The organism is bacterium (assembly GCA_040757115.1).
In the GTDB taxonomy this organism is placed as follows: domain Bacteria; phylum UBA9089; class CG2-30-40-21; order CG2-30-40-21; family SBAY01; genus JBFLXS01.
In genome coordinates this window covers 1-15,873 of sequence record JBFLYA010000081.1, presented here as the reverse complement: position 1 = coordinate 15,873, position 15,873 = coordinate 1, and the positions used below count along the sequence as shown (strand labels likewise).

Below are 15,873 nucleotides of genomic sequence, written 5' to 3'. Positions count from 1 at the left end.
ACCTAAATCTGACATTATTGAGCAAAATATTCAACTCCCTTTAACAAAATTGATAAAGCAATAGGTTTTGGAATTTGGTGCTTGGAATTTATTTGGAATTTGTTATTTGAAATTTGGAATTTATATTCCAAGGTTATGGTTAAACCATGATGAATAAATTCACGAAACTCCAGATTATTTTAATAGGATTTTTAATCCTGACTTATAATCTCAGCGAGGCTTATATTCCGCAAGTAGGAACAGTAACACTTTTTGAAGATGATAACGGCCAAACTACTACTTCTACTTCACAAATGACTCCAAATGATGAAATGACACTTTTGGTCCAGGTCTTTGATGAATTTGATGTTATCTATGGAGTTAATTTCTATATCTGGGATGGAACAACAAATTCAGAAAAAGGAACAGATACCTCAATCGACCACGCTACTTATCAATGGAGTAAAAATGACGGCTGGAAATTAGTTGGTCCATTAAGTTCTACCTGGACTATTGATAAAGATAATTGTAAAATTGCTACTTCTACTACCGGGACAGGAACTTTGAAATTAGTTTTTACTCCAGGCAAAATAGCAAGGTATCAACAAAATTCTGATTGGAAGATTAAAGTGGTCGTATGTTATACAAACCAATCCCAGGATGTATCAGGTGAAATAAATATTAGTAACGCCTATTACAGCGAGATAAACATTGATAGCCAGGATGCCTTTTTTACCTCTTCTTTTGCCGATACAAATGATAATCCGCTTACTTCTCCTATTAATCTCAATATTATTTCTAACAGCAACTATATCTTACAGATTAAGGCAGAGGATTTTATTGGTGAAAATGGTGGCACTATATCCTTGCCTGGCCCGTTAGGTTATGCCTTAACCAATACGAGTAGTCTTCAGAATACCGTCACGCCTACTTATCAAACTATGGGCACTTATCCCGCTACTTCAGAACAAGGGGCAACACAAACCCTATACCTATGGTTAGATTATCCGGTGGGACAATCCCCTGGAACTTACAATAGCCAGTCGTATTTAGCTACTTCCGACACGCAAACAACCATATCTCTACACGGCTGTATTTTAACCCCGTCTGAAAAGCATTTAGTCCTTCTTTTGGCACCTCAATTTGCGGTTGCGGGGACTGTCTCAGAGGTATTTAGACTCGAGCGACAGGATGAATTTAATAATCCTATAACCAAAGATTCAACAGCCGTAATATAATAAAAAAAAGGGAGCAAAGCGATCCCCTACCACCCAATTATCACGGCTGTCAAGGCGTATCGCAGAGGACAGAGGTTTGGGGGAAGGGGACTGGAACGATGCAGTTCCCTTCTCCCAAAAATGACTGATAAATCGAAAGTTCTGTAACATCAATAAATATCAATAGTTACAGATAGGGCAAAAAATTTTTATCCTATCTGTATTTTTTTCTTGACAAGTATCAGTAATATATAATACTGATACTATGAAAGATAGGCAAATGGCAAATCAAATAAGACAGAAAATTTCCAGAAAACTTGAAGAGAAACAAGATATGGAAAAAGCTCTTTTAAGACACAGAGAGATGATAATGGTATGTTTGATTAAACGTAGACTTGGAACATCAGCAAAGAAGAGAAGTTCTTCTGCTTATTATTTATCAGGCAAGATATCTGGGAAAACCAAATTGAAATATGTCAAAAAACAAGAATTGCTACGGATGAAGAAGGAAACTTCCCAGTGGTGCGAATTCAATAGATATCTTACAAAGTGGTGGAAGATAAGTAATGAAGTTAGGGAATTGTTCAGGGAATTAGGAAAGGCACAATCTAAAGAACCCTTTAGGGAGGAGGAAAAAGATGGATAAAGGGTATAAGGTTTGGTTTCACAACAATTCTGTTTGTGAGAAAGCAATAGTGGAAAAGGAGGAGTATGAGGCGGTTTTATCAGGTTATGGGGAGAATGATTTTTGGATAGAATTTTTGGTGAGGAGTGGGTTATGGGAAACGATGGTAAGTATGCAGCCTACAGAGTTGAAGAAGGAAAATGGCAAATCTCCCCGAGTTCTTAATAGTATAGAAATCCTTCGCGAATTAGCAGATATAGAAGCAATCAGTCAGTGTGGGAAGGTATTATCCGATGCACGATTGATGTTAGTTGCTGGATTTTTAATGTAGAGGATGTAGAGTTGGCAAAAAAGAGAGGTAAATTGGTTATTGATCCTGAGATACTGTCTAATCATCTTGCAAGGATTGGAGTTTCAAATGTTTTGCATAATTTTACAAAGCATGTTCGTCTATTGAGGGAACGACGTTGGATTCGTGGTAAGGTATACCTTGCAGATGCTATGGAGATAATTATTCCCTATGGGAAGAAGTATGAGAACATTGGGCAAGTAGGAAGTAAGAGGGGATACAAATTGGTGTTGTTGTTGAATATAACGGCTAATCGTGAACGGATAGTTGGTTTTTCTCTGGTACCGCTTCAGACCAGTGAGAAGGTAATGCTTCGTGAGATGCTTTTGCGTCTTAACCAGGAGATTGCACCATTGAGAGAGTGGATGGATGTGTTAGCCATGGATAGAGGATAGTGGGGGGCTGAATATTTGACAGGATTAAAGAGGGATTTTGGAATAGATTATGTAACCAGAGCCAGAGATGAAAGGCTTGAGGTAGTTAAATATATAGAGATGTGTATAGAAGGAGGGGATGTTAAGTGGATATGGAGGAGGGAGGAACACAGCCAATTTGGCGAGATAAAGGTTAGATCAACAGGGATTGAAGGTATCCCTCTTTATGATGAAAAGGGCAATCAAATAGGGTTAACTAATGCAGTTGTTTCGGATGAGAGGGACATAAAAGGGAATTCTCTTCATAATGAGGATAGCAGTATCCGTCGTCCAGTTCAGTATATCACTTCTTTACCTACGATAAAGAACCCTTTTAAAATAAGGAATTATTATCGTTCAAGATGGATAATTGAGAATCAGGGGTTTAGGGAACTTAACCAGCGATGGAAAATTGAGAGGCTTGCAGGTCGTAAATTTAATACGATAAATGCACGGATTACTTTTGCGTTAATGCTTTACAACTCGGAACATATTATGAAGATGAGACATCCTGATGCCTGGCAGGATCAGAGGTATAGACTTTCAGGAAAATGGGCGACTGGATTAGGAGGGTTAAGTATAGTTGTATATACACCAAAAGGGGGACTTGGTTTATTTACCACGAGGCAATATGGAAATTTAGTTAAAGAGGCAGAGAGAAACCGTATCGTAAACATTCTTGAATCTGCGGAGGCCCACGGACAGACGATAAAAGAAATTCTTGCCCTGCTTCACCCCAAAGAGAATAGATAGATTACTTAATCGGTCATATTTTTTACAAATCCACTCTTTACTCCCAATCCGTAAATTTTTACTTTCGATTTATCAGCTCAGTTGAAAAACAACTTGCTTTTTTATACAATCTTTGGTAAAATGTATATGCAGAAAGTTGAAATTTGTATAGTAAAGGACGGATAGGAAATTTTGGTCATGGATAAGTGATAAGATTAAAAATGTATGTATTGTTTTACTCTATTGGGATGAAAACTAAATTTACTGCTACCCTGGCATAAAATTTGCTACTCTTTTAAGACAAAAGGGAAATTTATTAAGAAATATTAAATAAGATGATAGGGGGGTGACAAATGAAATGGCTAAAATGATTAAATTTGTTATTATTGCCGGTATTTCTGGTGCAGGTAAAGGCGAAGCGGCAAAATGTTTTAAGGATATGGAATATCATCATGTAGTGAATTTACCTCCCTCTCTACTACCAGAATTTGTAAGAACTTGTATTAACGGTAAAAGTAAGAGAAAATCCTATTGTCTTGTACTTGATACAGGAGAAGTAGGACTTTCAAATGGAGTATTTTCTAATCTAAAGAAACTATCTGAAATAGGTATTGATTATAAACTTATATTCTTAGATGCTTCTGATGAGGTAATTAAACATCGATATGAAAAGACAGGAAGACCACATCCATGGGGAAGACGGAGAGGACTATTAGAGAATATTAAAATTGAACGGAGATATTTAGAAGGATTAAGAAAAGAGGCGAATTTAGTCATAGATACCTCGGAATTTACTTTACAAGACATTAGGTTGATTTTAGAAAAATGTGTGGTTGACAACAGAAAAGAAGCAAAAATGACTATTTCAGGTATAGGAAAGGATAATATTCTTCCTGAGGTACTATTGAGTGACGAGCGGCGAAGGATTATATCTCCAATTCTTGATAGTTTAGAATCAATTGAAACTGGAGATGGTGAGAGATTATCTAACTTATTAGGTAATTTGGCGAAATTTGTAGGATTTGAGATTAAAAAACAAGTTTCTGCACAACAAATAATCTATTTTAAGATTGACATAGAAAGGATGAGAATTAAAATGAAGAAGGAGGATTCTCTATTTATGGTAGTGCCAGAAATAAATAAGGATATTATTTCGAATATAGAAAATATTATCAGAAGAGAAAAGGTTCAAAATGATATATCTTTTATCATAGCCGATAAAGATTCTACAAAACTTAAGCAATGGGTAAAAAATTCTGCTTATCAACTTGTGGTACTAAATAAGGAGGATTTAAAAAAGGTATTTTCTGCCTATGATTCTAAGAAAGCCTTTATCAAATGTATAGTTGAGCAGATAGGTTTGCGTCAGGTATCTCCATATTGTTCACTTGGTCCTACAAAAAATTTCTATGGCAGACAAAAAGAAATCAAAGAACTTATGGAGAATAAAGGTGTAAATTATACCATTGTTGGAGGACGAAGGATGGGTAAAACATCCTTACTATTAAAAGTAAAGAAAGAGATGGAAAAGAATGGAGATAGTAAGGTTATCTTTATTGACTGCAGTATTTGTAGAGATTATGAAGACTTCTTCTCATTAGTATGTCACCGGTTAGAAATCCCAACGGAGGAAATAAAGGATATGTTATCATTTTTTAGGTATTTCAGTGTTAAAAATGAAAGGGTTATCTTTTTGCTGGATGAGATTGACAATCTTATTGATATAGATAAAAAGAATGGATATTTACTCATCTCAGCCCTCAGGGATTTAGCATTTAACGGTTATTGTAGATGTATTATGGCTGGATTTAAGGTGCTATATTTTCAAACTAAAGATATAGATTCACCTCTTTATCACTTTACTAAATCTATTCATCTTTCTGTCTTAGACAAACCAGGTGGAGAGAATTTAATTCGAGAACCAATGGGAAACCTTGGCGTAAGCTTTATAGACCCTATAAAAAATATCGATAAAATTCTTAATTTAGTATCACTTCATCCAAGTTGTATCCAGGCTTTTTGTGAGAAATTGATTGAAAGTTTGTCAAAGAGTAATAATAGGATTGTCTCGGATAGTTTAATTAATAGAATTTATATGGATTCTAATTTTGAGAGGGATCTCCTTAACATATTTTTGCCAACCTTTGATAAAGATAACCTGAAGCGGAGTATCATTTTTAATATTATCAATATGAAACCACCTATTTCTTTTGAGACAATTCACCATACCCTGAAGAACGAAGGAATAGTTATTAAAATTGATGAGGTGGATAAAGATATGGATAATCTCATTCTATTAGGAGTATTGGATAAGAATGGAAAAGAATATTCCTTTTTATTCGATAGACTTCCAACAATAATAAAAAATAATATAGAGAGAAAATATATATTAAAAGAAAGTCTAAAGGAGGGGATAATATAATCATGGAAAAGATAAATCCATTTGTCTATGATAGAGCGCTTGACCAGGAGAAAGATAAGGCAGTGTCCATTATTAGAAAGGCAGAAATAGATGATGTAATAATTGGTCTAAAAAGGGGAAATTACTTTAGTCTATTAGCCCCTAATCATACAGGTAAGACAACATTTATTTACCAACTGATGGGCGAAATTAATAAAGACAACCACCTTCATTATTATTCCATTTATATTAATTTTGAAAAGATTAAAGATTATAACTTAGAAACCTTCTACCAACATTTAGCCCAGTATATTATTTTTCATGTCCGAAAAAAAGGACTGGGTGGGATGACTGGAGGAACAATCATAAGAAATGCAAGTCTCTTTAGATATTTCCTTGAAAATATTGCATCAAAGATAGATTCTAAGATATTATTTTTACTTGATGGGATAGAGATTTTACCTAAAGAAATAGCCAGAGAATTGCTATTGGTTTTAAGGACAATATATAATGAATCTACTATAAATCCAAGTTATTCAAAGATTAATATTTTAATTTCAGGAACAGTAGATTTATTTGAGCTAACAATAGGACAAGATGATAAAACTTCTCCTTTTAATATAGCCAAACCAATAATCCTACGGGATTTTCGAAAGGAAGAAGTATTAGTGTTTATTCAACAACTTGAGATATTTGGAATTAAGATAACTCCAGATTGTGTTAATAGACTTTATGAGATAACAAAAGGGCACCCTTACTTAGTTCAAAAAATATGTTATATCTTATTTGATACAGCCCAACGAAAGCTAAAACAAGGAATAGAACATATAACCATGGAAGAATTTAAAGAATCTGTTGAGCAAATAGGAATGGATGAAGATGAAACTTTTACTTTCCTAACTTTAAAAATTGAACGGGATTTGGAGAAAGACTTAGAATTATTGAAGATATTAGAAACTTTGCTCTATGACAAAGAAGATATCTATATTGTTGGTCAATGGGATGCAAGTTTTAGAAAACTTGAGTTATCGGGAATAATTATCAGAGATGGTAATAAGATTAAAATAAGAACTCCTCTTTATAAGGATATTTTAAAGAGACATTTCACTAAAGAGTACTTTGCTCGAATTTACATTAGAAAAAAAGAATATGGAAAGGCATCCATAGATTTTAAGGATTATTATGACAATATGAAGCAAGATGAGTTAAAGAATGTGGCAAGAATTTCTCAAATGCAGGTAGGTCTAATCACTAACGTTACTATCTCAATGTTAAATAAACTTCCTCTTGATACAATATTGAAGAATATATTAGAGGCAATTGTAAAATACTTCAATTTTGAAAGGAGTTATTTATATTTGATAGATAGAAAGGAAGGAAAACTTAAATGTGACCAGATAGTTGACTCTGAAAATCAAATCTCTAAAGATAAATTTTGGATTGATCTTACACAGAAAATAGAAAGAAAACCACATCTTGTTGAGGTTATATTAGAAGGGCAGGACTATTTTAATCCTGATATAGAAGAAGATGCAAAAACAGATTCTTTTCTTAAACTTCAGTTTGGAGAGAAAGGTTCAGTATTGGCAATTCCTTTAGTAAATGAAAATAAATCTCTTGGTATATTAGCTGTCTATAACTCAAACTCTCCAATAAGTGAAACAGATAGAAATTTCATCTCTTTTTTAACCGAGCAAATAACCCTTATGATTAAACATAAGACTATCTGTGAACAACTACATATATTAAATGAAATCTCAAAAATAATATCTTCTGATAAGGAATTTTCAACCATTTTGTCCCAAATTGTAAAAAAGGTATTTGAAGGAATTAATGTGGCTGAATGTGCCTTTTTTGAACTCAAAGACGGAAGATTAAAGATAAAATCTGATATAAATTGGTCACAGGCAAGTGAATATAAATTAGGAGATGGAGTCATTGGAATAGTTGGGAGGGAGAGAAAATCACACAAAATTTCTAAAATAAATGGAAATGGAGAGGAATTAGCAGTGCCTTCAGAATTTGAGGGGAATACCGTTGGGGTATTAGCAGTCCAAAGTGTTATACCCAACTCTTTTGACAATGATGATATGGAATTCTTATCAATTGTTGGAGAGCAAATTGGTATGGTAGTTAATGAGGAAGAGATGGTTGAAAAGGTAAACCAGAAATATAATAAGATATATGAGGAAAGATTAAAGAGAGAGATGGAACGATTAGAATCTGAAAGATTAATCTCAATTGGTGAATTAGCTGATAGGGCGGCACATGAGATTAGCAATCCATTAAGCACTATTAAAGGACTAAGTGGATTATTGCTTAAAAAAGAGCCACAAAATGAAGATTTAAGAAGGATACAACTGGCTACTGACCAAGCACAAATGGTGATTGATGGCTTACAAGAGGCAAAAATATCAGCACCTCATCTTAGACCAATTGATATTAATACCATCATAAATGATGCATTAGGACAGTTAAAACAAGAGTTACACCAATATTCAATTACTCCGAGTATAGTTTTAGCTCCAGATTTACCTCCTGTCAATGCTGACCAATTACAATTGGGGCAGGTGTTTATAAATATCATCAAAAATGCTATTCAGTCTATGTCAAAGGGAGGTAGTTTAGAGGTAAAAACTTTTCCTCCAACAGATGATTTTGTAAAGGTGGAAATATCAGATACGGGTGGGGGAATTCCCGAGAAAGATATTAATCAAATCTTCAACCCATTCTTTACCAGAGGGAGCCATAAAGGTAAGGGATTAGGGTTATGGATATGTCGTGGGATTATTAAAGAGCATAAAGGAAACATTAAAGTAGATAGTAAGGAAGGTGAAGGGACAACATTTACCATCAAATTACCAGTTTAAAGGAGAGTGAAAAAGATGAAGGAGAAAAAGTTATTAGTTATTGAAGATGATGAAAATCATCGCTATATGTTGAAAAGAACATTAGAAGAAGAAGGATATATGGTATTATTAGCTCCTAATGGAGAAGAAGGTATAAGATTAGCTAAAGATAAAGGACCACAAGTGATACTTCTGGATATAATTATGGATACATCTGATGAAGGGATGAGGGTTTTATCTGAGATAAAGAAATTTGCACCAGAGATGGAAGTGATAATGTTAACGGCTGTAAATAATATCTCCACAGCAGTTAAGGCAATGAAGGATGGAGCTTTTAATTACATTACAAAACCTTTTAGTAATGAGGCTCTTCGGGTTGTTATAGAAAAGGCATTTCAATACCATGCGATGAAGGCAGAATTAGACCGTAAGATTATAGAATTAGAAAATCTATTTCTTATTACAGAGAAGTTTGTTACAGAAGAGTTAGGATTGGAAGAAGTATTACATCTAATAAATAAGTTGGAACACTTATTTAAATGTGATGGAGGAGTTCTTCTCCTTATAAGAGATAGTAAAGCAATAATCAAATCTTGCTTAAAAGTATCTGAAAAAAAAGAGAAAGATGTGATAGAAAAGTCGATAGAATTAAAATCATCTGATTTAAAGCTGCTCCAGGATGGAAAAATAAAGATGATAAGAGATATTAAAATAGGTGACCCTTTATATCCCTTGTCCAAAGAGTTAAAACTTATTAAGGAAAGTCAAACTCTTCTTTTAATCCCCCTGAAAGTAGGAAATAAACTTATAGGATTTATAAATATCTATACGACCAAAGAGCATGAAGTCTTAAGGGAAGATATCCCTTTTATCCAAAAGATTGCCACTCATCTTGCCATTTTCGTTCAATATATTGAATCAGTTAGAGAAGTAAAAAGATTAGAAACAGAGGCAGAATTAGGTAAATTAAGTGGAGGAATAGTTCATGAAATTAGTCCCCTGATAATGCCTCTTGAAGAGTATATTAAAACAAAGAACTTACAAGAGATTACAAGAATTAAAGAAAGATTAAAAATGATAGTTGATGAGTTAAGAAATTACACTAAAGGAAGAAGGGAACTTAATTTATTACCTTGCAGGATAAATACTATAAATGAACTCCTTGAAGAAGCCTTAACCCAATATTGGGGAAAAATGAGCGAAAATAAGATAAAGCCTCCGAAATTGCCTGATATTCCTACAAAAGAAGATATTGAGATTAATATTGATAAGGGGAAAATAGGTATGGTCTTTAGTAATTTAATTTCAAATGCTATTGATGCCATAAAGATAAAAAATATACAAGAAGGAATACTTAGAATAACCGTATCTATTGCTGAGGATAAGAGGAAGATTTTTATATCTTTTGAAGATAATGGTTGTGGAATTAGAGAGGATGAGAGGGAGAAAATTTTTGATTTATTTGTCACATCTAAAAAGGAAACAGGGATGGGTTTGGGACTATCATCTTGTAAAACCATTATGAAGAAACACAAAGGGGATATATTTGTGGAGTGGACTAAAATAGGAGAAGGTTCTAAGATTAGTGTTGAATTACCTATTGAATTACCTATTAAGGCAGGAAATAATTTATCATGAACAATCAAAAACCGAATATTCTGATAGCATGCAATGATGAAATATCTTTAAAGTTTTTAGAAGATGAATTGAGCAAAAGAAATTATACTCCTATCTTAGTCACTTCTGAGGAGGAAGTAATAGATAAATTGACATCCGACAATATCAAATTGCTTATTACCGACCTTAAACTTAAGGAATTTAAAAATGGAATAGAAAAAGTTATAGATGAGCACTACTTTGAAAAGATTAAACAAACCAGACCAAATGTAGAAATAATTATTTATACCGGGACAGAAACAGAGATTTATAAAGAACCTCTCGGGAAAATTAGTCCTTATTTCCAGTTAAGAAAAGAAAAGTCACCGTTAGAATTTATTTTGTTACTCATAGAATTTTGCCTAAGTTTAAATGAAATAGATAACAATAACAAAAAAGGTGCTATTTTAGAAAGTCTTATGGAGTATATTTTCAACGGTATTGATGGCTTTTCGGCAAGGAAAAATGTAAGACCACCGGCTGCAGAAATAGATATTCTTATTAATAATGAGATTGGGTTTGGATTCTGGCAGAGAGTAGGATATAATATTCCTGTTGAATGTAAGAATCTGTCAGAAAAAGTGGATTCAGAAATGATGAGGGCATTTATTCGTAAGATTAGTGAGAATATTAGATTTGAATCGTGTAATGTTGCACTTTACATTTCTCCAAGTGGTTTTACCAGCGATATTAAAGATGTTCTCATAAGGGAGAATAAAATTAGCATTGTATTAATGGATGATTATAGAATAAAAGAATTTGTATCAGCAGATAATCGGGTAATATTACTAAAAGAATACATTGGGAAATGTTGGACATCAGAACAAGATAGAGAATTTTTTATGAAGAAAAGAAATCTTATTTAGAAAGAAAAAGAATAAGGATAGAAATGGGTGAAAAGAATATCATTTTAGTGGTTGATGATGATAATCACTATCGTAAAAGAATAGTTAAGTGGCTCAAACCAAATTATGAAGTATTTGAAGCGGGAACAGGCATAGAATTGCTTAAAAGAATTATGCTCCTGAAGCCAGATGTGATTATCCTGGATGTAGGGCTACCATGGCGAATCGGGGGTATGGCAGAGATAATTGGCGGTGATTTATTAGAGATAGTATTAGAATTTGAACCTAATATTCAAATAATAATGATTAGTGGAACAGTGGATGATGGAAAGTTTATTCGGCGGGCTTTTAATAAAGGAGCAGTAAGCTATTTCTTAAAAGATGAGGTAAATTCTCAAGAGTTAATCGATGAGATAAAAAAGGCATTATTAAAAAGGCAAAAAATTTTACCAGAAAAATCATTATCATTAATAGAAATAATCAAAAGGATACTTGAATTAGATAACATCATTAGAAAAGAATTTACTAAGACATATACATTCCTTGACATTGACCTGGTTAAATCAACAAAGATGCTGAGAGAAGAAAAAAATCACGAAAGAAAAGACATCAATATTATCTATTCGTTAAATGAGTATCATGAGTATGTTAAGGAGACAGTTCTTAAACATAAGGGAGAGATTTTAAATTCAGTTGGAGACGAAGGAATGTGTTATTTTGAAGACCCAAATGAGGCAATAGATGCAGGAATTAGTATTTTGGAGGGAAGAGGTAGGTTTAATAAGGAAAGGAACAGATTAAAAGAGGAGTTTAATTTTAGAATAGGGATTCATACGGGGAAGGTAATATTAAGTTCGGAAGAAAAAAAGGCATTTGGAGAAGTACTCCATATCACTGGACATTTACAAAAAAACGCAGATACAAACGGGATACTGATTTCTAAATCTACACGAGATATAATTAAAAGGAAGGATAAATTTTCTGATGCTACGGAATTACCCGAGGATAAAATCATAGCATTTTCATATAAACCTTAAATAGAAAGGAGTGGAATAAAAGAATGGCTAAAATTCTTATTGTGGAAGATAGAAAAGAGTACCGTCATCTTTTGAAAGAAAAGATAAGTCCGTTATATGAAGTACGCAGTGCTATGACTGCAAAAGAGGCAATTGAAGAACTTAAAACTAATCCTGATGTAGTCATATTAGATATGGAATTTCCTGAAGAGCAAGGAGGAGTGGTGGAAACTGATATGGGATTTGAGGTATTAGAAAAAATCAAGAAAACTAATCCTAAAATTCAGGTAATTATTTTGAGTTCAAAGGAGTTTGATTATGAAGATGCTAAGAGGAAAGGTGCTTTTGAATGTCTGCTGAAAGATACTCTTGGAGTTTTTGAAAAGGTACTTGATATTATTGAGAAATGCCTTAAAAAATCTTGAAAGAAGGGGATAAAAAAATGGCAAAAAGTAATGTCATTTTGGTAGTAGAAGATGAAGAAACCTTTCGCCACTTTGTGGTAAAAAAGTTAAAATCAGATTATACCGTATATGAGGCGGCAAGTGGAAAGGAAGTAATTGAAAACCTTAAGTTACAACCAGAAGTGGTTATTTTAGACTTGCGGTTACCCCATGAAAAAGGAGGGTTTGCCACAGAAGAGATTGGATTTAGATTATTGGAGAAAATTAAAGAATTTGATTCTATGATTCAAGTAATTGTCCTTACAGGTGTAGGAGTAGGGGCAGATGATGCTACTAAGGCGATGAAAAAAGGGGCATTCGACTATATCCTTAAAGATAGAATGAGTGATGACCCAACAAGATTACAGACTGCTATCAGGAACGCATTGGAGAAAGTAAAGGATAAAAAGATTCAATTACGACTTTCAAGTCAAACTCAATATTCTGTAGAACGCCAAAGGAAACGATATAATTTTGATGAATTAAGAAAGGCTGAAGGAATCGAATATCATCTTGGTAATTTAGTAGGAAATAGTTCTTCAATGCGTAATATCTATGAAACTATTGAGAAAATTAGCCAGAAGAAATACGAACCAGTAATATTACTCACAGGCGAAACTGGAACAGGAAAAGGTATGATTGCGGCGGCTATTCACTATAATAGTCCTCGTAAAAATAACCTTATGATTGAAGTATCTATCCCTGCCCTTTCATCAAATCTAATTGAATCAGCATTATTTGGACATAATAAAGGAGCATATACTGGTGCTATAAAGGATGAAGTGGGCTATTTTGAAAAGGCAGATGGAACTACTCTATTTATAGATGAGATTGGTGAGATTTCAGGAGAAATTCAAACTAAGTTACTCAGAGCTATTCAGGAAAAGGTAATTCAACGCCTTGGCTCACCTAACCCAATTCCAATTGATGTTAGGATAATTGCCGCTACGAATAAGGATTTGGCAAAAGCAGTAAAAGAAGGCTTTTTTAGAGAGGATTTGTATTATAGACTTAATGTTATACCAATTCATATCCCGTCTCTTCGAGAAAGACTTGAGGATATCCCAAATCTGGCAAGGCACTTTATCCATAAATTTGGCATTGAGGAAAAAGAAGAGTTATCTCTTGAAGATAAGGCTATAGAATATCTGAAAGGGTTTGATTATCCTGGTAATGTTAGACAGCTGGAACATATCCTTGAACGGGCAGTATATTTTCGGAGTAATAATATAATAACCATAGATGAGATAAAGAACTTTATTGCTTCTGAAAAGCTACTATTAACTCCCATTGATAAATCAAGTCTTACAAAAGCACCTCAACCTATAATCTCCAAAATACAATCTCCATGCTCTAAATTTCTCCAAACCTATATAGAAAAAGGAGGTAATTTGGAGCAGGTAAGCAAAAGACTACAGATTTCCCATGCTACAGTGCATAAGTACTTTGAGCAAGAGAAGGAGCACATATTTATCTCTCTGGCTGGTCATCATGGAAATATTGAGGCATTGGCAGAAAGTTGGGGGGTATCAGCTGAGCATCTAAGAGTGGCACTTAGTAAGCAAAATAGAATCCTCAAGTTTATTGAAGAAAAACTTACCAGGTATGAAAAAAACCAGGAAAAATTAGCTGATAAACTGGATATATCTATTGATGACCTTCAAAAAACCATCCAGCGTCTGCAGAACATCAAAAAGGAAAGTAAAAGCAAAAATATGTGAACATAAATGAATATCTAAAGAGCCCCATACAGAACTTCCCCATCTTTTTTTAAAAAAGGAGAGAGACTAAATAAGTTATCAAAAAGAAAAGAAAAAAGAGATAAAGAAAATTATTAGTTATGCCGAAAATAAAAGAAGGAACGCCATTTCTATATCTCCACTATTCCCCTAACCCCTTTTTTACACTTTACCTACAAATTTTACACGCACCCATTTTTGTTTCTTTGATTGACAATTAGAAATAATTATGGTATAAATAATATTGATGAGATATATTATTTTAATAGGATTTTTAATCCTGACTTGTAATCTCAGCGAGGCTTATATCCCGCAAGTAGGAACAGTAACACTTTTTGAAGATGATAACGGCCAAACTACTACTTCTACTTCACAAATGACTCCAAATGATGAAATGACACTTTTGGTCCAGTTCTTTGATGAATCTGATGTTATCTATGGAGTTAATTTCTATATCTGGGATAGAACAACAAATTCAGAAAAAGGAACAGATACCCCAATTGACCACGCTACTTATCAATGGAGTAAAAATGACGGCTGGAAATTAGTTGGTCCATTAAGTTCTATCTGGACTATTGATAAAGATAATTGTAAAATTGCTACTTCTACTACCGGGACAGGAACTTTGAAATTAGTTTTTACTCCAGGCAAAATAGCAAGGTATCAACAAAATTCTGATTGGAAGATTAAAGTGGTCGTATGTTATACAAACCAATCCCAGGATGTATCAGGTGAAATAAATATTAGTAACGCCTATTACAGCGAGATAAACATTGATAGCCAGGATGCCTTTTTTACCTCTTCTTTTGCCGATACAAATGATAATCCGCTTACTTCTCCTATTAATCTCAATATTATTTCTAACAGCAACTATATCTTACAAATTAAGGCAGAGGATTTTATTGGTGAAAATGGTGGCACTATATCCTTGCCTGGCCCGTTAGGTTATGCCTTAACCAATACGAGTAGTCTTCAGAATACCGTCACGCCTACTTATCAAACTATACACACTTATCCCGCTACTTCAGAACAAGGGGCAACACAAACCCTATACCTATGGTTAGATTATCCGGTGGGACAATCCCCTGGAACTTACAATAGCCAGTTGTATTTAGCTACTTCCGACACCCAAACAACCATATCTCTACACGGCTGTATTTTAACCCCGTCTGAAAAGCATTTAGTCCTTCTTTTGGCACCTCAATTTGCGGTTGCGGGAAGTGTCTCAGAGGTATTTAGACTCGAGCGACAGGATGAATTTAATAATCCTATAACCCAGGATTCACTAATCATTACTCCATATTCTACTCCAGATCATCCTTATGAATTTCGATTAACCCCAGAAGGAGGTTCTGTAACCACTCTTACAATACCTGACGGTACCAGTACGATAGACTTTTATTATTATGATGAAAACCCTGGTACCTGGACAATCAAATTTGCTGTTATCGGTATCAGAAGTACTCAGACTACCATTAGAACAGTAGAAAATCCTCCATTACTACAAGAAATAAACAATTCTGTTTTTCCTGATGTAGTTACTCAAGGAGAAAAAAATGTGAGTTTTCAAGTAGCAATTATGAATTTAAGTAATATCGGTGTTTCCCTA

Annotated in this window: 13 protein-coding genes; all 13 read left to right on the top strand. The window is 33.7% G+C overall.

Annotated features, from left to right (window positions below):
* Positions 1–146 precede the first annotated feature (146 nt).
* On the top strand, positions 147–1,217 hold the full coding sequence (locus AB1422_08995; protein MEW6619454.1) for a hypothetical protein: 1,071 nt from the start codon (positions 147–149) through the stop codon (positions 1,215–1,217).
* A gap of 244 nt (positions 1,218–1,461) precedes the next feature.
* Complete coding sequence (locus AB1422_08990; GenBank protein ID MEW6619453.1) at positions 1,462–1,842, top strand: hypothetical protein; 381 nt, start codon at positions 1,462–1,464, stop codon at positions 1,840–1,842.
* A complete protein-coding gene (locus AB1422_08985; GenBank protein ID MEW6619452.1) occupies positions 1,835–2,152 on the top strand; it encodes a hypothetical protein in 318 nt (105 codons plus the stop codon). Before AB1422_08990 ends, AB1422_08985 begins: the two co-directional genes overlap by 8 nt.
* Positions 2,153–2,163: 11 nt before the next feature.
* A complete protein-coding gene (locus tag AB1422_08980; protein MEW6619451.1) occupies positions 2,164–2,565 on the top strand; it encodes a hypothetical protein in 402 nt (133 codons plus the stop codon).
* Between the two features lie 15 nt (positions 2,566–2,580).
* Positions 2,581–3,336 carry a transposase gene (locus AB1422_08975; GenBank protein ID MEW6619450.1) on the top strand — a complete coding sequence of 252 codons (756 nt, stop codon included), beginning with the start codon at positions 2,581–2,583 and terminating at the stop codon, positions 3,334–3,336.
* A 337-nt stretch (positions 3,337–3,673) separates the two neighbouring features.
* Positions 3,674–5,737: an RNase adapter RapZ gene (locus AB1422_08970; GenBank protein MEW6619449.1), complete on the top strand. Its 2,064-nt coding sequence runs from the start codon at positions 3,674–3,676 to the stop codon at positions 5,735–5,737.
* A gap of 2 nt (positions 5,738–5,739) precedes the next feature.
* The gene (locus AB1422_08965) at positions 5,740–8,586 is read left to right on the top strand and encodes an ATP-binding protein (GenBank protein MEW6619448.1); all 2,847 of its coding nucleotides are present in this window, start codon (positions 5,740–5,742) and stop codon (positions 8,584–8,586) included.
* Between the two features lie 15 nt (positions 8,587–8,601).
* Positions 8,602–10,203 carry a response regulator gene (locus tag AB1422_08960; GenBank protein ID MEW6619447.1) on the top strand — a complete coding sequence of 534 codons (1,602 nt, stop codon included), beginning with the start codon at positions 8,602–8,604 and terminating at the stop codon, positions 10,201–10,203.
* Positions 10,200–11,087: a restriction endonuclease gene (locus AB1422_08955; GenBank protein MEW6619446.1), complete on the top strand. Its 888-nt coding sequence runs from the start codon at positions 10,200–10,202 to the stop codon at positions 11,085–11,087. The genes AB1422_08960 and AB1422_08955 overlap by 4 nt, the downstream gene beginning before the upstream one ends.
* Before the next feature lie 23 nt (positions 11,088–11,110).
* The gene (locus AB1422_08950) at positions 11,111–12,103 is read left to right on the top strand and encodes a response regulator (GenBank protein ID MEW6619445.1); all 993 of its coding nucleotides are present in this window, start codon (positions 11,111–11,113) and stop codon (positions 12,101–12,103) included.
* A 23-nt stretch (positions 12,104–12,126) separates the two neighbouring features.
* Positions 12,127–12,507, top strand: a complete 381-nt coding sequence (locus tag AB1422_08945; protein ID MEW6619444.1) for a response regulator — start codon at positions 12,127–12,129, stop codon at positions 12,505–12,507.
* A gap of 17 nt (positions 12,508–12,524) precedes the next feature.
* Positions 12,525–14,246, top strand: coding sequence for a sigma-54 dependent transcriptional regulator (locus tag AB1422_08940; GenBank protein MEW6619443.1), 1,722 nt, complete (start codon positions 12,525–12,527; stop codon positions 14,244–14,246).
* A gap of 265 nt (positions 14,247–14,511) precedes the next feature.
* A partial coding sequence (locus AB1422_08935; GenBank protein MEW6619442.1) for a hypothetical protein occupies positions 14,512–15,873 on the top strand: 1,362 nt, incomplete at its 3' end.

Bases quoted from the DNA above. Each gene is read 5' to 3' on its own strand.
- AB1422_08995 (MEW6619454.1), top strand. From the start codon at position 147: ATGATGAATAAATTCACGAAACTCCAGATTATTTTAATAGGATTTTTA.
- AB1422_08990 (MEW6619453.1), top strand. From the start codon at position 1,462: ATGAAAGATAGGCAAATGGCAAATCAAATAAGACAGAAAATTTCCAGA.
- AB1422_08985 (MEW6619452.1), top strand. From the start codon at position 1,835: ATGGATAAAGGGTATAAGGTTTGGTTTCACAACAATTCTGTTTGTGAG.
- AB1422_08970 (MEW6619449.1), top strand. From the start codon at position 3,674: ATGGCTAAAATGATTAAATTTGTTATTATTGCCGGTATTTCTGGTGCA.
- AB1422_08965 (MEW6619448.1), top strand. From the start codon at position 5,740: ATGGAAAAGATAAATCCATTTGTCTATGATAGAGCGCTTGACCAGGAG.
- AB1422_08960 (MEW6619447.1), top strand. From the start codon at position 8,602: ATGAAGGAGAAAAAGTTATTAGTTATTGAAGATGATGAAAATCATCGC.
- AB1422_08955 (MEW6619446.1), top strand. From the start codon at position 10,200: ATGAACAATCAAAAACCGAATATTCTGATAGCATGCAATGATGAAATA.
- AB1422_08950 (MEW6619445.1), top strand. From the start codon at position 11,111: ATGGGTGAAAAGAATATCATTTTAGTGGTTGATGATGATAATCACTAT.
- AB1422_08945 (MEW6619444.1), top strand. From the start codon at position 12,127: ATGGCTAAAATTCTTATTGTGGAAGATAGAAAAGAGTACCGTCATCTT.
- AB1422_08940 (MEW6619443.1), top strand. From the start codon at position 12,525: ATGGCAAAAAGTAATGTCATTTTGGTAGTAGAAGATGAAGAAACCTTT.